Origin of the sequence: Flagellimonas aequoris, from assembly GCF_003584165.1 — a bacterium.
GTDB lineage: Bacteria > Bacteroidota > Bacteroidia > Flavobacteriales > Flavobacteriaceae > Flagellimonas > Flagellimonas aequoris.
On the sequence record NZ_QXFJ01000017.1, the window covers coordinates 18,927 to 38,889 of the forward strand.

Here is a 19,963-nt window from a genome sequence, read left to right on the forward strand (position 1 = left end):
AAGCCCTATTTAATCAGCTATTTCAGAATAACAGCACTGTTGTATAATTTTAAGAATAACTTAAGATTTTGGTTCTTGTATAGGTAATGTTGTGGTAAACTGAACATTTGTATTGTTTTTTAAATGCTTAAAATATACTCAATCAGTCCCTCTTCATGCGGAAGTTTCATTTTTTTGCGCAATCTGTATCGCTTTACCTCCACACTTCTAAGGGAAATGTTCAATAATGGGGCAATTTCCTTGGAGGACAAGTTGAGTCTTAAATAAGCGCAGAGGCGAAGATCGTTTGCCGTGAGTTCCGGGTGTTGTTCCTTGATCTTTTTTAAGAAATGTTTGTCGGCATTGTTAAAAGCTTCCTCAAAAAACTTCCAGTCATCTTCATTGGAAATATTTCGGTCAATGGTTCGGATCACCGATTTGATGGCACTCTCATTATTAGCTTTCTTTAGTTGGTCTTTGATGGCATTCAAAAATTCATTCTTTTTGATCAGACTCATTGTGGAAACCGCCAATTCCCTATTCTTTGCTTCTATCTCCTGCAGAAGTCTTTCATTGTTTATCTGAACAATCCTCTTTTGGTTCTGAATTTTCTTACGCTTCAATTTGCGTTTATTCTCTTTAACAATGCGTTCCCTTTGCTTGCGATAGTATCGTTTATAAACCCTGTGGATAGAAAAGGACATCACCAAAAAGACCAGACCATACATCACCAATGCAGGTATGGATAAATACCATGGCCTACGGATGATAAAAGCATAGCTTGCTGTATTTTCGGTCAAACTACCACCTACTTTTGCCCTTACCTTAAAAATATAATCCCCAAATGGCAGATTTTCAAAGGAAATTTCTGGTTGGGACGACCAATTACTCCAACTGTCATAGAGTCCTACCAATTGGTATTGGTACCTTACCTCAGTATACTTGTCATATTCGGGTACACTATAGGCAAAACCCAAACTATTGTCCTCAAATCTGAATTCCATTATGGAATCGTGGGGAACCGATTGGGACGGTTTGTTGTGGTATTCCTTTGTAACACCCGTGAGATAAATTGGATAGTCATGGGCTACAACTTTCTCGAGGTCCAAGGTCACATATCCACCAGAAGTGCCAATCAAATAGTTGCCATTTCCCAAGGCATTGATATTTTCAAAACCTGAAACACCTAGGTTGCTCCTAAAAAAAGAGGGGATGGCAATTTTGCTCAATCTAGGGGTATTGCCAATATTGCTCGGCTCAATATAAAGCATATCATGATCTGCAAAACGCCACAGTCTATTATTGCTATCATCGGGAATCAAGATACTCATAGGTCCCTCTCCTTCAGCTTCAAAAACCTTGGTAAGAGTTGAATCTAAAACAAACTCTTGGTCTTGGTTCGCAAAGGAAAACACCCCATTATTTGTCGCGTACAACAGTTGATCATTGAACCGCACCAAACTGGTCGCATACCCTTTCCCTAATTCCGGTGTATTGGATACCACCTTGGTTTTCCCCGAGTTGAGTTCCAAATGAAAAAGCCCTTTGTATTCATGATTAACGACCACATGGTCGGGGTCCGAAAACTCAAAAAACCTACTGGAAACATTAAACCCTTCAATTTTGTATCCCAACCCCCATTGGCCTTGTTGGTATTTCAATACGCTCAAACCATTATAATTGCCTTGCAAAAGTCTGTCGGGTACGCCTTCAATTTCCTTAATGTTCCACGTTCCTGGAACATTACTGATCAGTTCTGCGCGATTCCCCTCTACAAGATAGGTGCCGTTATTATGGCCACAGAACAATTTGTTTTTCAACTTCACCAAACACCAGACTTGTCCTTCTGTTCCAGGAACCAAATCAAAATTGTTCGTCGAGGACCGACTTCTGAACAAACCTTGATTGGTACCCAGATATAAATCTCCATTATAGACGGTAGAGGTGTAAACCACCCCTAGATTACCGGCCGTATCATTGTACTCCTGAAAAGGTGAGCTTAGATTGAGTATACTCAGCCCTATATCATGGGCCAGCCAAAGATTGGAGTCCTTATCCTCAAAAATGTTCAATATAGTGTTATTGTTCAATCCATTTTGCTGATTGATATGTTGTAGCAATTGACCCTCCTTGGTCATTTGGTACATTCCATGGGATATGGTACCCAAAATCACACTTTGATCTTTGAGTTGCAAAAAACTGTAGATACTCAAGTCAGCTGACCCGGAATCAAGATTGAATTGCCATGGACGTATTTCACTTCCTCCTTTTGAAAAAAAACCTTGCCCATCCGTGGTCAAATAGACCAACCCATCGTTATTTTCAAATATCCCGACCACGGTTCGACTTTTTATGGATGGATCATCGGTTACCAGTTCTGGTCTATTCTTGGTTATTTTGTAAATCCCCTTATCCTTTATCTGGAACAAGATACCATGGTCCCTTAAATTGAAAATTTTTGCCTTTGCGGTCTCGGCCTCGATTATGCCAATACTTTTATCCAAAATATTGTATACATAAATTCGACTCAAGGATTGAAACAAAACAGAATCATCCACTACTTGAACATTCCAAAATTCCTCATCCTCCAAAACAGGCTGATCAATAATGCCTAGTAAGGAGGTATAGGAAAGCCTGCCCAAACCATCCTTGGTCCAAAAGCCAAAGTCCATATAACAACCCGTGTAAATGACGTCGCCCGCCACGGAAACAGCACGAAAAATTGACCCATTTGGGGATGGATAGGATTTCCATCTTACCCCATCAAATTCCAATAGAGTATGATTATTGGCTACATATATAAACTTATCATTGGTTTGGGCCAAACTCCAATTTTGGTTTTCGCCCAAATACCTTGAGGGAGTAAATACTTGTATCGGTGAAAGTTCCTGAGAGAAGGAAACACAACAACAGAAGCAAAGAAATAAGCTAAAAATTTTCAATGGTAGCGGCTTTGTTAGCTCCCTAAATTTATCAAAATAATCCCAATCAATTGGTCAAAATCAGTCAGGCCCTACCCAAATTAAGACCTCCAACAAAGTGCACATTTCCCTTAACCTATCAAAGGGACAATAATCACACCGCTAAAGCTTTATTGAAGAATACCAAAGAATTCCAATAAGAATGATTACAAATCAAGGCATTTTAATTGTCATACAAGTTACATTGAAGTAACACCATTACTTAAAAAGTATGTACAACGAGTGCTGTGCAAAATTTGACTGTCAAAATTTGCCTTCGTCCTAATTCAAACAAAATCATGTATCCAATCAAAATGCTCCGCAGTGATCCGATCCTTGTTTTTGTCCAAATAATTCAAAAGGCGGCCATACAACAATTCGTTGACCATAGATGCAGACGACATATCAAAAATTCATGTGGCACACTGGACTTCTCTTGCCAAGCATAAAGGCTTACCGAGCACTTTTGGCCAAGACCGTTGATCTTGCTTTTGCCAAAAAGGACTAATGTCCCAAAATGGTACTGCAGGGAAATTTGCACTTTAATTAATAGGATGAACACAACCATTTTTATTCTTCTATTAATACTCCTCTTTTGTAGGTTTAAATCATCATAAAATGGATTTCAAAGGGTTTTTATTTTTCATTTCTTTCGTTTAAGGGCAAGAAATCAGTTGAAACGAAAGCCAAATGTTGAGCAAGGTGAAGAAATAGACATTTTGTACTAAAAAAAAGTCCTTTTATTGGACTTGGTACTATTGCATGGCTGGCCTTAAAACAAAAAATGAGTGGTAGTAACATAACTACCACTCATTTATATTTTGATGAAATATTAAAGCCGGGGTGACGGAGTCGATACTCCTTTCCATATCATATTATATATCAATCGATTAGTTATTTAAAAACTTGACTGCTAACCAATTTTGCATCCTAATGAACCTGAAGTAATTTGCTTTGCTTTCTGATGGTATAAAGTTATGATTCTTTAGGAAAATGCTTTAATTGACAATAAGCAAAGTGTGGTCCTCTTATAGTTGAAAATTTATAATTAATGTCCAGAAGTAAATCTCCACAGAAAAGGATTCTGGGTGAGGAGAGTCCTTTCATTAACTTCGTCTTAGTCTTAAAATTAAATGTTATCCAACAAAAGTCAAATCACTATCTAAAGATATATATATCATCTGAGCCATAATGTATTATATAAAAGATAGCGATGGAAAATTATGAAAACACAAACTTGTTAATTACACAATTGACAAGTTTTGGATTAGGTCTGGATATCAGACATATTGAATCGAGAATATATTATGGTTAACCCTTTTGCCCCTTATATCTTTACTAATTTCTCTTACGTACTACTAAGGGTGAACAGCTATCCTATTTGTGGTCAACCGTGGAATTTTAGCTAATTGGCAATAGGTAAAGGGGTAGCATCCAAATCCCTTGTATTACAATATCTCTCATATCACCACCAAAGAAACACGGCCCCTAGGGACCGTATCTCACTAATTAACTAAACTAACCTAATTCTTCAACTTTTATATTTCAGCAATAGAGACTTTCCTATTTGCTTTTCCTCTACCACAGAATTTGCAAAGTATATTGTAAATCCAATAGTCCTTTCGTTTTAAAAAGTAGGATCTTTTAAACAAGACCTGCAGTGTAATTTGAACTACCAGCTGGAATCCAACCCAAGCTACCTTGGGCTGGTTTTCCTCTAACACAAAACTTAACACAACTTTTGATTTGTAATAATTTTACTTTTGAACAGTCATCAGTACTATACTGGATAAATTCATATTTGGACTCAGTTACGAATCATTACCATAACATCCATAACTTTTTTCACTGCTTTTTTCAAATTGCCAAAATCTTGAGTATCCAAAATCTCCTTGCTGATCAACTGGGATCCCATGCCCACACAAGTCACCCCTGCGTTGAACCATGCTTTCAGATTGGATTCCTCTGTAGTTACTCCTCCAGTAGGCATGACCTTGGTCCACGGCTGCGGGCCCTTTATGGCCTTTACAAATTCGGGACCGTACACGGACCCGGGAAAAAGCTTGATAATCTCGCACCCCAATTCCTCGGCCCTGTTGATCTCCGTTAGAGAACCACAACCAGGTGACCAAAGTACTTTTCTACGGTTACACACTATTGCGATATCTTCCCGCAAGGATGGGGTCACCACAAAATTCGCCCCCATCTGCATATATAAGGAAGCGGCGGCGGCATCCGTTATGGAGCCTACCCCCATCATCATTCCAGGGAGTTCCTTTATCGCAAATTTGTTGAGTTCCGAAAAGACCTCGAAGGCAAAATCGCCACGTGCCGTAAACTCCATCAATCGGGCCCCACCATCATAACACGCTTTCAATACTTTCTTGCCCAATTCCACATCGGGATGGTAGAACAAGGGCACCATTCCTGTTTTTTCCATGGCCATCGCCACCTCTATCCTTGAATACTTTGCCATACTATTTGCTTATCGTGCCACTCGACCGGAGGCATCCCCGTCCATCAATTTTTCCACTTCTTCAACCGTTACCAAATTGGCATCTCCCTTTATGGTGTGTTTCAAACAGGAGGCTGCCACTGCAAAGTCCAGTGCATTTTGGTCATCCTCCGGATATTTGAGCAACCCATAGATAAGTCCTCCCATAAAGGAATCCCCCCCACCTACCCGGTCCACGATGTGTGTGATCTGATATTCTCGGGATTTGAACATAGTGTTGCCATCATAGAGCACTCCGGCCCATGTGTTGTGCGAGGCACTGATTGAGCCACGCAATGTTGTGATCACCTTTTTGGCATTCGGGAACTTTTTCATCATCTGCTGACAAACAGATAGAAAGGCTTCGGCCTTTACGTGTTCTCCCTGGGTGGTGATATCCAACCCTTCGGGTTTGATCCCAAAATGTTTTTCGGCATCTTCCTCATTGCCCAAAATAATATCGCAATATGAGGTCAATTCGGTCATGATGGCCTCCGGTTCCACTCCGTACTTCCATAATTTGGCCCTGTAATTCAAATCTGTGGAAACGGTAACACCATGTTCTTTCGCTGCTTTCACCGCTTCCAAACAAACATCTGCGGCACCTTGTGAGATGGCAGGGGTGATTCCCGTCCAATGGAACCAATCCACACCTTGGAACACTTGGCCCCAATCGATCATGCCTTTTTCGATTTCGGCCATTGCGGAATGGGCCCTGTCATAAACTACCTTGCTCCCCCTGCTTACTGCACCGGTCTCCAGAAAATAAATACCCAACCGGCTGCCCCCAAATATGATCTTATCCGTACCCACTCCTCTTTTTCGCATTTCCATCAAGGCACATTCGCCTATATCGTTTTTGGGGAGACGGGTAACAAAATCCACGGGCACCCCATAATTGGCCAGCGATACTGCCACATTGGATTCACCTCCGCCGTACACGACATCGAACTGGTTTGTCTGCGAAAACCTTAAATATCCGGGAGGTGCCAATCTTAGCATGATCTCACCGAACGTCACTACTTTGCTCATTTGGCTGTTTAATCTTTATTGTTCTTAATTTTCAGTAAATACCTATGTGAACGGGTTACCCTGGACTACGACGTCATTTTTATTACCGCTCCAAGTGTATCCAACCCTATGGCCTGGCAAACACCTAGCCTGTTCTTTTCCTTCATTTTGTCAAGATTCCATTTATGGACATTGTCCGCCAGCCCCCAAAGCTCCTTGAACTGCTCAACATAGTTGCTATCATTTTCAATACTTGTAAATTCTGGAGGGAATTGATTGTTGGATTTATCACGAGTTTCCCATAAAGCCTCCATGGTTGCCAGAACAGTTTTGTCCAAATCAACACCCAACAATCCATTTTCATGGGTTGTCCCTATATATCGCAACAGGATTCCTCTGCCCGCCACATAGTCATTTCCGTGTTGTGGGCCAAAGCTGGATAAGCATGGGGCTTCCCTAATAATCCCATCCCTGTTACCAACTAATGCCAACTTAATCCCCTGTCCTATTTTCTTTATTACGGAATCGACATTGGCTTTAAAAGCTGCTTCATCAAAACCGGAATCCATGTCATTTTTTTTCACATATATGGAAATTTCATGACCCAATGCATGCATGTCCATCAAAGCTGCCAACAGCATGCCTTGATCACCTGTCCAAACCCAACCTTCCGACCAAGGTGGATGTATCTTTTCCTGATAATCGGAACCTTCAAAAAAAGCCATGGGTCTTTCTTGTACCAAAGCGGCAGAACTGGATATCTCCTTCAGATACCCGTACTGCTCCAAGTTAAACCATTGATCGAACCATACCCATTGTTTGTAGGCCATATCCAAATACTTCTCATTATCTTCCAGATTTTCCTCCAAAGTCAACCTATATATCCTTGATGACAGTAAAAACAATAGCACATTGGTCACCGTATTTTTGACTCCCTTGCTACTCCCGTTTGCATCCCCGTTTCTACAACCATGGGCAACTGGTCTGCTGTCTTCCGAATGGTCATAGGCTGTTTTTCTTTTGTACTCCCAGCATAAATCCATGGAAAGTGCCAGATATTTGTCAGCAAGCTCCCTATCTTTCATTCTTAGAAGATGCTTGCGTGCATTAAGTCCCATTAGACCCCACCAGCCAAAATCATCTGCCCATAAAGTCCCTGGATCGTAGCTGCTAAAAAAAGTGAGGTTTTCCCTTAACATCGCTTGGACCTCTGACTGTATTTCTTTCACCCGCTCTTCATTTGGCCAGCGTTCTATCATTGCATCCACAAATACCAAGCAGGCATCAAAAGTGTTTCCCCTTTTCCAAAAGTCCTTGAAATCCCATACTTCCGAAAACCGCTTGAACGCTTGTATTGATTGTTCCAACAGTTTTTTATCTTGGTCTTCACCGATAAAGGAGCCACAGCTGACCAAGCTTCCGGTAGCGGTCAGCAGCAAACCGGAGCTTCCTGTGACCTTTATAAATTTTCGTCTTTTCATAATTATGTTAGATGGTATTATTATTCAAATTTTATGGTCTCAATGGCATTGTGCCCCATTTTCAAGTACATCATCGCATCACCAACCTTCAGTTCGTTTTTGGGTTCCTCAATCAATGTAGTCTGCCAAGCCTTTTCAACTGGTTTAAAAACCGATATCCTTGCTTCTGTGCCAATACCATCGGCCTCAAAAATTCTTATGACACTTTCATTATCATTTTCGGCTTTCTTCACGGTACTGATGACTATATTATCACTCCCGGTGCTGAAAAAACTCAATCTTTCTGGCAATCCGCCATCTTTATAGGAAGAAGGACCTACCACGGTAAGGATTTTTTCATTGTGCTGGTTACCAAACTGACGCCCTTCTTGCCAGCCAGGTGTATGGGAAGTAAGACTGAATGAAAAATTATGATCCCCTGTCTGGTGGTAATCATTGCCTTCATGATGGCAACTTTTCCTCGAAGCCAATAAAATGGGCTGCAAAACAACTTTGGTGTTCAAGGAATCCGTTGGATCGCCCCAATCCGCTGAGGCTACTGTTGATGCAAGGGTGACCCCATACCCGGAGTCACTTGCCGAAATCCAATTTCCAATGGCCCTTGGATGAATTTTACTTACCTCCCCTTTATAAAATTCACCTCCTGTCCCCTTTAGCTCATCCTGTCCAACAGTGACTGCCCCAAAAGGCACTTCGTAGGTAACCTTTCCGTTATCCATTTTTAGGGGAAAAGCTATCCGAAATTCCCGGAACATGGTCCCGTTCCAATTCAAAAGGTCTACATCAAAGTCTATTTTCTTTATGTTATGGTAAAGTTTGATGCTCATTTCCACAACGGCATCCTTCATGGGTTGTCTCATGACCACACTGGTATACACTGGTCCAATTTCCTGGATTTTCCAATTGGTTTTGGAAGTACCCAATTGATCAAAATAATCTGTGTTTGCCTGTTGAACCTCGGAAAACTCGCCTGCTCCGTTCCCATCAGAGCTCAATTCAAAAATTTCACCAGCTTTAAATTTCCCAGACTCGATCAAATCCCTGTTCAATTCCTTATCATGTATTTGGGTAAGCCCCCCATTGCCGAACTCCAATCTGTAAAATTTGTTCTCCAAAGTTTCATTAAAACCGTTACCGGACAATTGGGGATTGGGCAAGGCCTTTTTCAAGTAATATGTGGAATAACCCACCGAGGGTACGTCATTGGCAATAAAATGGACCATTACAGCCTTTATGGAGCCATCGGAATAATGCTCCAAGTTGGACAGCTGTACTGGAATTGGATTGTTATCCAAATCAGACAATTCAATTCCTGTGGTTTCCCCTTCATCAAATTTTATTGAAAAATCCACCCTGTCAGTACGGTCCCAACTCAAACTATTAAAGACCACTATCGGAATTCCCTTGGTTGTTTCAAAACCAATTTTCCCGGCTATATCCTTAATGGAGGATCGCACAATTTGTTCTGCCTCTGATTTTGCGAAAAGGAATTTTTGCAAAAAAACATTATCGGTGACATCTCCCCCTTTACCTCCCCATCCGTGGTCCGGGTATATTTTTGATTCCCATGCATTCTGCAGCTTTCGCTCAGGGTATTTTTTGAACGATCCCTCGATCATGGCATTTGCCGTGGCAAACTTCTCTGCCTGGGTCATCAATATATCGCCTTCCCTACTGGCCTTTAATGCCTTTTGATGGGATGCCCCATGAATATATACCCACATATTTGGCCGTTCCCCTTTGATGGTCTTTTGTGGAACGGTTGTTTTTTCAACTTTTGCAAAAAACTCGTCGGCCGTGGAGTATACAATCTTGGGCAACTTGACCTTCAACTTCTTTCTGCCCTCAGATTCGATATATCCAATCCCGTTCCACCTACCAATGAAAGGTTCCAGGTTCTCCACGGGTTTTTGATTCCAGATGAACTCATAATTGAGCATGACCGGCATTACGGGATGGTCCTGGGATTTATTGTTGTAGACCTTATACCAATCCACGGCATCTTTGGCCATCTTTTTAATCCCTTCAGGTTCCTCCATTCCCAAAAGGTTATAAAAATCCATATAGTGGTTGCCTGGACTGTAGCATGTTACCTTAGTTCCATCAGGGGATTCCCAATTGAACAGGCCCTTAATATGGCGACTGAACACAAAATGATCGATTCCTGCTTTGCTTGCCAATTGCGGCATTTGCATGGTCCTTCCTGGTACATCAACATTATAATAGGTTTTGGCTTGATATCCGTTCAGGCTGTCTTCCATCCATTTTTTTCCGAAGTAGAACTGTCTGGAAAGGGATTCCCCAGAATACATACCTTCATAAGTCTGTACGTAGGCTCCCCCGATACCTATTCGTCCTTGATCAATAAAGTTCACGATATTTTCCCTTTCTTCCGGGTGACGATGTAGGTATTCCATCACTATGGAGGATTGCTCTATATCCATCTTGAAATCAGTTGTGGATTTCAGTTTTTCCAAATAGGGTGTCAACCATTTTTCATCCCTGTCAATCTTGCATATCTCCGGTTCATCCAACCAAGCAATGTCTTCATGTGTGGTTACGAACAACAGGATATTTCCTTTGGAAAGTTTGGATTCCGATAGGGATTTGAGCAAATCATAGGTCTCCCCATCACACTTCAACGTTTCTTGGGCATCTATTGAATTGATTCCTATAAAACAGTATACTAGCGCTAAAAGACTTATCGTTTTTTTCATAGTTTGTTTGTTAATATTCACTTAGGTTAACCTCATCATGATTTACTGATCTTTTTGAATGGAGTGCACCTCCATGTTAGATGCACTCCAGGATTCAAAAAGGCTAATTCAACCAACCGCTATAAGTAGCGTTCTTTGATTTTTTGGCATTAGTTCCCTACCAATTTTATGGCAGCCTTCATAAAACCCATGGCGTATGCCATACCGGCATGCCATGGTGCACCACAACTCATTTGCGGGGTATGATCTGGAATAAGGACCCCTTCAAAATTATTCTTCTTCAAAATCTCAAGTATTCTGAACATATCTATGTCCCCTTCATCCACAAAAACTTCTTTATAATGGGGGACTTTTCCTTTGACATTTCGAAAATGTATGTAGGAAACCTTACCCTGTTTGGTATATCTGTCCGTTGCTTCATAGACATCTCCTTCCGACATTTCTGCAATGGAACCCAGACAGAACTCCAAATTATTATTGGGACTTGGTCTCAGATCTATCAAACGTTGGTACATATCGGGTTGATAGACCAAACGAGGAGTATCTCGGACATAGGGCATAGTTGGGTCATCGGGATGAGCGGCCAATTTGACTCCTGCCTCCTCGGCCACCGGAACCAGTGCATCCAAAAAGTATTGCACCCTACTCCATAATTCGTCATGGGAAATCCTTGGAAGGGTTCCTTCAACGGCATTTTCATCATAAACCATGTTCCAGACCATTCCATTGGGAATGGGGTTCCAATCTACCTTACCCTCCATGCCAACAGATACTGCTTCTCCCCTGGCGTAGGCCCCAACAGTTCTTGAGGACACCCCCGCAAGTGAAAAATTATATCCAAAAACAGGAATTCCCGCTTTGCCGACATTTCGGATGAGCTGCTTCAAATTTTCAAGTTGTTCATCCCTCTTGGGACCTCCCAAAAGGACATCATACCAATGGGCCGGATCAAAGTTTTCAATGGCTTCCAATTCCAATCCATTGGCATTGATTTCATCTTTGATGGATCTCAACTCTTCATAGCTCCATATTTTATCCTTACGACCGGCCTTGCCCCATCCTGTGCTTCCACCAATAGGCTGGTCCGCATGCTTGTCATTGTGCCCAAAATAGTCTACCATGTGTATGACCAAATGGGTGGCCCCGCACTGTTTTGCAAACTTATAATGTTCTTGGTCTAGCATGTGCCGGTACAGTCCAAAACCTAATTTCATTTTGTCTTGATTTTTGTTTCGTTATGGTTGATTTCTCCGCAAAATGTTACGATGATTTCTTCACGGTGTTCGTTCAGTAGTGGTGCAGGTCTATAAATACTCTGTGGGGTATCACTGAACTCCACAGGAAACCCGGTTGTTCCAATATTCCCGATAGTAGGGTGTTCATAGGACATGATCATGTGGTTATGAAGCACCTGAGGGTCGCAAACCATCTCTTCCAAGGTATTCACCTGTGAACACCAAATATCCTCTTTTAATAGGTCATCGAGCCATTCCTTGGTGGTCCTTGTCACAAAAACGGTCTCAAAATCCTTTCTAATTTCATCCCTGTCACTCATGATATTGTTGGATTCATATTCCGGAGACTTATATTTATCCAACCCTACCAAATCTGCCAATTTTCGTACCGAGTTCATGCCTATCGCCAAATAACCGTCTTTGGTTGGATACAATCCGTATGGTGCTCCAAGCCATGGGTTCGGTATTCCTCTTTCACTGCGTTCGGGCCTCTCTTTTTGGTAAAGAAATGCAGTGATTTCTTGTATATGAAACCCTATGATAGAGCTCAACAAATTGGTTTCTATCTTCTGTCCCTTTCCCGATTTCTCCCTTGCGTAGATTGCTGCCAAAATGGACTGGACCAAGAACAAGCTTGTTAACAAATCTGCCTGACCAACTGCCGTAACCATGGGAATATCGTTCTTCTTGCCATTCAAGGAAGCAGTTCCACTTACCGCTTGGGCCAACAAATCCTGTCCCGGGCGTTTGGTGTATGGGCCCGATGAGCCATATCCTGAACTGGAACAATATATCAACCCAGGGTTCAGTTCCTTCATCGCCTCATAGCCAAGACCAAGCCGCTCCATCACCCCTGGCCTAAAATTCTCCACAAGGATGTCCGCTTTACGGATAATATTCCTTGCAATCTCATGGTCGGCACTATCCTTTAGATTCAAGGCGATACTCTTCTTGTTCCTGTTGAAACTTACAAAGGATATACTTTCCCCTTTGGGATATAGGTTTCCATATGAGAAATGCCTCATCCAATCTCCTTTTAAGGGCTCAATCTTGATGATTTCCGCCCCCATATCCCCTAGCATTTGGGTAGCCCACGGACCTTGGGCCAATTGCGAAAAATCGGCAACTATCAGATCTTTCAAGGCCCCTTTATTTGTTTTATCCATATAAATTTTATACTAAAACGGTTTAGTTTTTTACTCAATTTAGAAATGCCACACAAACTGGCGATAAAATTTCCTTGGTCCTGAATTTCTCGGACAACATTCCATTCCCATTGATGTTATACACCACGATATCGTGTGAGTTTTGGTGGCATGCCAACAACCAGTTGCCATCTGGGGTTATGTTAAATTCACGCAGTTCCTCACCTCCAGTGTGTTCATATCCTACCAGCTCCAATTTTTCTTTTGCGATGGAAAAAACCGTAATCGTCTCTGATCCCCTATTGGCGGCATATAAAAATTGACCATTGGGGTGGATACGAATCGCTGAAGCACTTGGCTTTCCCATATAATTCTTAGGAAGAAAGGGATAAACATCAATCTCCCTATAGGATTCTCCATACATTCCAAGGACAGAAATTTTCCCTTTCAATTCATTGATGACATAGGCACGGCCTCCCTCCGAATCGAAGACCAGATGGCGGGGCCCACTACCTTTGCTTACCGGACAGTCTCCCATGGCGTTTGGACTTAACTTTGCTCCATCATACCTATATGCCTTGATGGTGTCAATACCCAAATCGCAAACATAAATGTCCTTTCCATTTGGATGGACCTCAATCTGATGTGTATGAGGCCCTTCTTGACGATCTTTGTCCATCCCAATTCCCTGATGTTGGTATTCTGCAATGGCAACCCCCAATTTTCCATCGGCACACAACGGATATTGAATGATATTGCCAGTGGCGTAGCAGGCCACAAAAACACTTTTGGAATCTACAGCAACATGACAGGGATAACCTCCAGAAATAGGCTGCCCGTTCAAAAAATCAAGTGAAAAATCAGAATTGATCTTATAGGCCCCAATCCTGGGGAACTCGGTCTCATCCAACTCTGTGGGACAGTATAAAAACCTGTTATCATTGCTAATGGCCAAATAACTTGGGTTACGTTCCTTTTTGGAGTGTATATGTTTTAATTCACCTGTTTTGGTATTCAGAGAGACCGTATAAATCCCTTGGCCCACTCCCCCAAAACCCGGTATGGGGTATTCCGTATAGCTGCCGATAAAGAATGTCATCCACATATCCTACCTTTTATGCATAAAGTCATGAATGGCCTTTTGGGCCTCCTTACTATAAAATAGTGCCGTTACAACCTTTCCTTCCTCTTCAATCTTTTGATCAAACGGAATGGAAGTAACACTCAAATTTGCCAAACGCTTCAACTGTCCAATAGCCCTTGATGGCCTTCTGCTCAGTTTTTGTGCAAAACCAGTAACCCCTTGATCAAATTCTTCTTCCTGAAACACTTGATTGACAATTCCCCAACCCAATAATGTTTCCGCCGAATACTGTCCACCTGTAAAAAGCATTTCCTTTGTTCTGTTGATTCCTATCTTCTGAATCAAACGTTGGGTTCCTCCACCTCCGGGCACCAAGCTCAAAAACACCTCGGGCAGACCCATTTTGGCCACCTTGGAGGCCACAATCATATCACATGCCAAAGCGATTTCAAATCCCCCTCCCAATGCAAAGCCATTTACAGCGGCAATCCAAGGTTTTTGGGCTTTTTCTATACTTTCATATAATCTTACCCCTTGCTTTTGGAAGGCTTCAAACTCTTCCGGGGTCTGACCGGCATATTCCTTTATATCGGCTCCGGCCATAAAAGCCCTGCCTTCGCCCGTAATCACGGCAACTATAATTTTATCGTTCGCATTGATCTCTTCGATTCCAGAAATGATTTCATCCATCATTTCCCTGTTCATCGCATTCAGTTGATTGGGTCGATTGAAACGAAGTGTTGCCACACCTTCATGGATTTCTATTTTAATATTTTTATACCCTCCGTCCATATTATACTGTTGACTCATACAATTGATTCAAGTCCTTCATTATTTTGCTCGATTCAACATCACTTATCAGTCCCAAATGCAATAGATCTGCACCTTGTTCCTGAAATCGGTTCCAGCCGGGATGTTGAGGACGCACATACACATTCTCCATCGTCTGAAGGGTATTTTTGAAAAAATCAAGGCTTCTATTGTTGTTATCCTCATCTTGCCAAGCAATTAGGTTACCAGGCTGTCCCCCGTTTTTAGCATAAATGCCCTTTTGAACATTGCCCATTGCAGTATAGACCACATAGGAAACAGCTTCATCAGGATGTTCACATTTGTTGGAAACCGCAAGTCCTACTCCACCAAGAATAGTGGAAACGCCGTTCTTTGCTCCGGTGGGACTATTATGAAAACTCACGGTTTTTCTTGCGAACCCGGTTTGGGAGTAGTTGACATAACCAAACAAAAAAGGAGAATATAGGATTTCATCCCCCGATGCCATTGCGTCCAAAATTTGGATAGGGTTCCAGTTCAGTGAATCCGGATGAAGATGTTCTAAATGTTGTTTTATTTCATTGAGCACCGAACTCCCTGCTTTTTCATTAATCGTATAATCTTTGATAAAGTCCCTTCCCATGTCCTGCGCACAGAGGGTCAAAAAGGTACACCATAAGTCGGTAGGACATAAGGGCCATGCAATGCTTTGTCTATCGGGAACTTTCTTATAGAGCCTGAATAGGTCCGCCCTTGTCATGGGCAATCCTATTTTAAGTTCCTTGACCAGGTCATCCCTGGATGCGGCAACCAATGCCGCAGCATCGATGGGCAATGCATATAAATGGCCCATATATCGGTACGAGTTGAAACTTGGACCAATGGATTGCTGTTCCAGTATCTGTAGTATTTTTTCAGATATCTTTTTCTCCAGGGGTAAAAGCAACTTGTTAGCATGGGCCTGGCCCATATAAGGGTGATCTACAGTTATTAGATCATACGTTTCCATCAGGTCTTCAATAGGTGTATCCCCAAATTCCTTCAAGGACCGTACATCCCATTGAATGGAAATTTCTTGGTTCTGTTCTGAAAATGCCTTAGAAGTTGCTCTTAATGGCTGATAACCTCTGGGGTGGTCCCAAGCAATTCCTTTTAATATAATTTTATTTGACATGACGAACACAGCCTAGTTATTTTCTTTTTTAGGTCTTGGATCATATTGGATCGTGTGGTTCATATAGGAACCGTCAATATAAATGTCCGCACCATTGATATATGCCGCCAGATCACTTGCCAAAAAGGCAACCGTTGGAGCAACATCGGCTATTTTCCCTATCCGTCCCTGAGGAATCCATTCCTCAAACCTATGTTTCCCGAACTTGGCGATTTCCTCCCGGTTCATTTCCGTTTCGATTGCTCCGGGCGCAACGGAAACCACCCTTATATTTTTATCCGCCAATTCAAGTGAAAGACATTTGGACAACATCTTTAACCCTGCTTTTGCTGAACAATAGTGCACCAAACCCTTTCTAGGAACCACATCATGTATTGAGGTTATATTGATGATCACGCCCTTTGCCTTGATCAACATTCGATGTGCAGCTTGCTGAGAGCAAAGGAAGGGGCCTTTCAAGTTTGTATCAACAACCCTGTCCCATTCGTTTGGATCGAGATCTAGGACATGGGAAATACTCTCTGTTCCTGCATTATTGACCAAAATATCCAACGCACCTATTTCATGGTCCATTTGATCGAAAAGATCCTTGACCTCCTGGGCATTCGAAATATCAGCTTTGTATATGCCTGCCTGAACACCATATTTTTCCTGGATTTCTTTCTTCAATTCAATTGCCTCATTTTCCCTATTGAAATAATTAATGAATATATCCGCACCACATTTGGCCAACTCACGACATATTCCTGCGCCAATACCCCTACTCCCACCTGTCACCAAAGCTTTCTTTCCTGTTAAATCTATTTTTTGCATCTTTCTTGTTGGATTGTTTCGACCCTCTATATCTCGGAGTCGAAAAATTTCTTGACCAGGTTCCTCAACTCTCTTACTTGGGTTTTGTTCAATTGAAATTGTTCAAAATCCGACACATGTGTATTGGATTTTTCAGCAATCAATACTTCACTTCCTTCCTCCATGGCTATATTGTGCCATCTTCCTTGAGGAATATTATATATTACATCGGACCTCATGAGCTCCGCCTCAAAAATGGGCTCGCCATTGTGGATAGTCGCTCCGATCAATACTGCCTGTCCTTTGATGAGGACAAACACTTCATCCGTGTGCCTATGCACATCCAAATGGAAAATTTGGTCAATGTGCTGTGATTCAATATAATTAAGTTGGGCCAATTGCCATCCTTCCCTTATCAAAAAAGGGTGGTAGCCAATCCCCGACACCACATAAGTTTCTATCATTTCCATATTTTTAAAACATTCATTATCCCTGTTTTTTTGTCCAACTGTGTTGTATTTCTTCCAAGGTCTTTCCTTTGGTCTCGGGCACAAACCGCCAAATGAACCATATGGCGGGAAGGGTCAGTGCGGCATATAGAAAAAATGTCCCCGAAGGCATAATTTCCTTTATTAGCATAGGATTGGTCAGCGTTATCAAGAATCCGGTGGTCATTAAGGAAAAGCTCCCCACCGATACTGCAAGCCCTCTAATAGATGTTGGGAATATCTCACTGATCACCACCCATACAACGGGACCAAAAGAAAAGGCAAAACAGGCCACATAAACCAATAAAGGAACAATGACGTATGATGACCCAACGGCAAACAGAATACCTATGGAAGACAATGAAATGAACGTACCCACAACCCCTGCCAACAACAATTTCCTTCTTCCTAGGCTATCAATCTTAAAGATGGCCACAAAAGTGAAGGCGCTATTGACAATTCCTACCATTACAGCTCCCAAAAAGGAGTTCTCCACACTATTGACCGATTCGTTGATAATGTTGGGAGCAAAATACATGATGGCAGCTATTCCGCTCAAGTGGGAGAACATGGGTAGTAAAATACCTATCAAAAGCGGAGTTCTCAGCACGGGATTCAATAGTTCCTTTATCCCTTTTGATTCTTCCTTAACGGCACTTCGAATTTCATTCAAGCTGGTCCTGGCATACTCGGGCCCGTTGACCTTCTGCATGATTTCGTTGGCTTCTTCAAACCTGTCTTTGGATACCAGCCATCTTGGGGATTCTGGCACAAAGAACAGCAGTAGAAAGAACAAAAGGGCAATGGGAATTTCAGTACCCAGCATTCCCCTCCAAAGCTCACTTACAAAAAGCCAGTTGATAAAACTGGAAGGTTCCTGTGCAATGACTCCCGCTGCATCACCTGCAAAACCCAGCACCAACCAGTCAACAAGAAAGGCGAACAAGATACCCAGGGTTATGGACAATTGATAAAGAGATACCATTCTCCCACGGCTGTTAGGCATGGAGAGTTCCGAGATATATATTGGTGCCACCACCGAGGTAATACCAACGCCAACTCCTCCAAGCAGGCGTACCGAAATGAGTACTTTTAGGGAAAGATCTTTATTGGCCAAAATCCAGAGTGGATTTTCCAGATCTCCCAAAAACTGTGGTGGGAGCATGGATCCGACCGCAGAAAGCGTAAGACAGCCTGCGGCAATGATGAGTGTTTTTTTTCGGCCCAATCCGTCCGTTATAGCGCCAGAAGCTATACAACCAATGATGGTTCCCAAAAGTGCGGAGGAAACAACCCAACCCAACATAGCTGGTGTAAGGTCAAATTGTTGTTCCAAGAAGCCATTGCAGCCAGAGATTATAGCGGTATCATAGCCGAACAAAAAGCCCCCAATGGTTGAAACAAAACTTATCCTCAATAAATAAAATGATATCTTACTCTTCATTTCGTGTTTCTTATACCGGCATTACATGATGCCAAATTTGTCAAATGCATCCACGGTGCTCATTCCTTCTTCCAATGCTTTTTTGACCAATTGTTCACCACGGGCCTTTTCAATGGCTCCGCTGAACGCCTCGACCACCACTTCCGAAGGGACCACAAGGACCCCATCCCGATCCCCATAGATCACATCTCCTGGGTTTACCCTTACCCCATCGATCTCAATGGGCACACGATAATCAATTACCTTTCCCCTAGGACCTTGATCCTGGGCATAGCCCCCATAACTGAATGTAGGGAACCCCAACTTCAATATCTCGTTGGTATCCCTAGACCATCCATGCAATACAGCCCCGGATGCCATAAGTTTCATGGCCCTTGTGCTCATCAATCCACCCCAAAGCGCATACCTCGGAGAAGCACCTGAACATATATATACCTCGTTTGGCCGTAAACTGTCCAAAGCCTCGAACATTAGCCCAAAGGGCTTCATCATCATAGCGTTTTTGGTATTTTCCACCACTTCTTCAAAGACATCGGCCTCCAACACTGGCATGGCACGCCCGATGACCACAAAATCATTGTGCAAGGGCTTTATTGTTGGGGGCAAAAATTGGTTTCGAAACCCAATTTTATCCAAAATGTCCCCGACAAGAGCAACAAAAAGCTCCTTCTTGGCAATGGAGAACAATTCATCATCAGTTTTCCAGAGTGTTTTTTTAGGATCGATCATAATTTTACTTTTTTGGAATTGAACAATTCCCTCAAGAGATTTAACTGTGCTTCATTTAATTGAACTGTAACCGTGTCGTTCAACTGGGTATCTGGCTTTTCGAGTAAGATGAGTTCCGATCCCTCCTCCATTATAAAAGTGTACCACCTTTTTTTTGGAATATTGTAGGACACCCCTTTCTTCAGTAGTTCCATTTCAAAATGGGTAAGGTCATCCACAGTTTCCATTGCGATAACATAAACGGTCCCGGACATTAAGGCTATACCCTTGTCGGTGTCATCATGTCTGTATAATGTTCCCATATTTAAAAAACCATACTTTTCAAAATAATTCAACTTGACCATTTGCCAACTGTCCCGGACCAAGAAAGGATGACTGCCCTTGTCTTGAATACAATAGGTATCTATGGTACCTAAATTGGGAAGTTTCCCTTCTGCCTTCTTGTTTGTCATTAATAGG

General features: G+C 42.2%; 15 protein-coding genes. All 15 read right to left on the minus strand.

From position 1 onward, the window contains the following. Positions 1-119: 119 nt before the first annotated feature. The gene (locus tag D2U88_RS07095; protein ID WP_235855746.1) at positions 120-2,804 is read right to left on the minus strand and encodes a triple tyrosine motif-containing protein; all 2,685 of its coding nucleotides are present in this window, start codon (positions 2,802-2,804) and stop codon (positions 120-122) included. 1,942 nt (positions 2,805-4,746) lie between these two features. Next, complete coding sequence (locus D2U88_RS07100) at positions 4,747-5,415, minus strand: bifunctional 4-hydroxy-2-oxoglutarate aldolase/2-dehydro-3-deoxy-phosphogluconate aldolase (protein WP_119639683.1); 669 nt, start codon at positions 5,413-5,415, stop codon at positions 4,747-4,749. A gap of 9 nt (positions 5,416-5,424) precedes the next feature. Further along, complete coding sequence (locus tag D2U88_RS07105) at positions 5,425-6,465, minus strand: sugar kinase (RefSeq protein ID WP_119639685.1); 1,041 nt, start codon at positions 6,463-6,465, stop codon at positions 5,425-5,427. A 65-nt stretch (positions 6,466-6,530) separates the two neighbouring features. Continuing rightward, complete coding sequence (locus D2U88_RS07110) at positions 6,531-7,925, minus strand: glycoside hydrolase family 76 protein (protein WP_119639687.1); 1,395 nt, start codon at positions 7,923-7,925, stop codon at positions 6,531-6,533. A gap of 20 nt (positions 7,926-7,945) precedes the next feature. Then, positions 7,946-10,642, minus strand: coding sequence for a glycoside hydrolase family 38 N-terminal domain-containing protein (locus tag D2U88_RS07115; protein WP_119639689.1), 2,697 nt, complete (start codon positions 10,640-10,642; stop codon positions 7,946-7,948). A 149-nt stretch (positions 10,643-10,791) separates the two neighbouring features. Next, complete coding sequence (locus tag D2U88_RS07120; RefSeq protein ID WP_119639691.1) at positions 10,792-11,856, minus strand: mannonate dehydratase; 1,065 nt, start codon at positions 11,854-11,856, stop codon at positions 10,792-10,794. Further along, positions 11,853-13,019: a CaiB/BaiF CoA transferase family protein gene (locus tag D2U88_RS07125; RefSeq protein WP_182859119.1), complete on the minus strand. Its 1,167-nt coding sequence runs from the start codon at positions 13,017-13,019 to the stop codon at positions 11,853-11,855. Before D2U88_RS07125 ends, D2U88_RS07120 begins: the two co-directional genes overlap by 4 nt. A 58-nt stretch (positions 13,020-13,077) precedes the next feature. Continuing rightward, the gene (locus D2U88_RS07130) at positions 13,078-14,127 is read right to left on the minus strand and encodes a lactonase family protein (protein WP_119639695.1); all 1,050 of its coding nucleotides are present in this window, start codon (positions 14,125-14,127) and stop codon (positions 13,078-13,080) included. A gap of 3 nt (positions 14,128-14,130) precedes the next feature. Next, positions 14,131-14,916 carry an enoyl-CoA hydratase/isomerase family protein gene (locus D2U88_RS07135; RefSeq protein WP_119639697.1) on the minus strand — a complete coding sequence of 262 codons (786 nt, stop codon included), beginning with the start codon at positions 14,914-14,916 and terminating at the stop codon, positions 14,131-14,133. Further along, a complete protein-coding gene (locus D2U88_RS07140; protein ID WP_119639699.1) occupies positions 14,900-16,051 on the minus strand; it encodes an extracellular solute-binding protein in 1,152 nt (383 codons plus the stop codon). Before D2U88_RS07140 ends, D2U88_RS07135 begins: the two co-directional genes overlap by 17 nt. 12 nt (positions 16,052-16,063) lie before the next feature. Beyond that, on the minus strand, positions 16,064-16,864 hold the full coding sequence (locus tag D2U88_RS07145) for an SDR family NAD(P)-dependent oxidoreductase (RefSeq protein ID WP_119639701.1): 801 nt from the start codon (positions 16,862-16,864) through the stop codon (positions 16,064-16,066). Between the two features lie 26 nt (positions 16,865-16,890). Then, positions 16,891-17,307, minus strand: a complete 417-nt coding sequence (locus D2U88_RS07150; protein WP_228237851.1) for a cupin domain-containing protein — start codon at positions 17,305-17,307, stop codon at positions 16,891-16,893. 22 nt (positions 17,308-17,329) lie between these two features. Continuing rightward, the gene (locus D2U88_RS07155; RefSeq protein WP_119639704.1) at positions 17,330-18,775 is read right to left on the minus strand and encodes a sugar porter family MFS transporter; all 1,446 of its coding nucleotides are present in this window, start codon (positions 18,773-18,775) and stop codon (positions 17,330-17,332) included. A gap of 21 nt (positions 18,776-18,796) precedes the next feature. Beyond that, on the minus strand, positions 18,797-19,504 hold the full coding sequence (locus D2U88_RS07160) for an RraA family protein (protein ID WP_119639705.1): 708 nt from the start codon (positions 19,502-19,504) through the stop codon (positions 18,797-18,799). Beyond that, on the minus strand, positions 19,501-19,956 hold the full coding sequence (locus tag D2U88_RS07165; protein ID WP_119639706.1) for a hypothetical protein: 456 nt from the start codon (positions 19,954-19,956) through the stop codon (positions 19,501-19,503). Before D2U88_RS07165 ends, D2U88_RS07160 begins: the two co-directional genes overlap by 4 nt. Positions 19,957-19,963 lie beyond the last annotated feature (7 nt).

Bases quoted from the DNA above. Each gene is read 5' to 3' on its own strand.
- D2U88_RS07100 (WP_119639683.1), bottom strand. From the start codon at position 5,415: ATGGCAAAGTATTCAAGGATAGAGGTGGCGATGGCCATGGAAAAAACA.
- D2U88_RS07105 (WP_119639685.1), bottom strand. From the start codon at position 6,465: ATGAGCAAAGTAGTGACGTTCGGTGAGATCATGCTAAGATTGGCACCT.
- D2U88_RS07110 (WP_119639687.1), bottom strand. From the start codon at position 7,925: ATGAAAAGACGAAAATTTATAAAGGTCACAGGAAGCTCCGGTTTGCTG.
- D2U88_RS07115 (WP_119639689.1), bottom strand. From the start codon at position 10,642: ATGAAAAAAACGATAAGTCTTTTAGCGCTAGTATACTGTTTTATAGGA.
- D2U88_RS07120 (WP_119639691.1), bottom strand. From the start codon at position 11,856: ATGAAATTAGGTTTTGGACTGTACCGGCACATGCTAGACCAAGAACAT.
- D2U88_RS07130 (WP_119639695.1), bottom strand. From the start codon at position 14,127: ATGTGGATGACATTCTTTATCGGCAGCTATACGGAATACCCCATACCG.
- D2U88_RS07135 (WP_119639697.1), bottom strand. From the start codon at position 14,916: ATGAGTCAACAGTATAATATGGACGGAGGGTATAAAAATATTAAAATA.
- D2U88_RS07140 (WP_119639699.1), bottom strand. From the start codon at position 16,051: ATGTCAAATAAAATTATATTAAAAGGAATTGCTTGGGACCACCCCAGA.
- D2U88_RS07145 (WP_119639701.1), bottom strand. From the start codon at position 16,864: ATGCAAAAAATAGATTTAACAGGAAAGAAAGCTTTGGTGACAGGTGGG.
- D2U88_RS07150 (WP_228237851.1), bottom strand. From the start codon at position 17,307: ATGATAGAAACTTATGTGGTGTCGGGGATTGGCTACCACCCTTTTTTG.
- D2U88_RS07155 (WP_119639704.1), bottom strand. From the start codon at position 18,775: ATGAAGAGTAAGATATCATTTTATTTATTGAGGATAAGTTTTGTTTCA.
- D2U88_RS07160 (WP_119639705.1), bottom strand. From the start codon at position 19,504: ATGATCGATCCTAAAAAAACACTCTGGAAAACTGATGATGAATTGTTC.
- D2U88_RS07165 (WP_119639706.1), bottom strand. From the start codon at position 19,956: ATGACAAACAAGAAGGCAGAAGGGAAACTTCCCAATTTAGGTACCATA.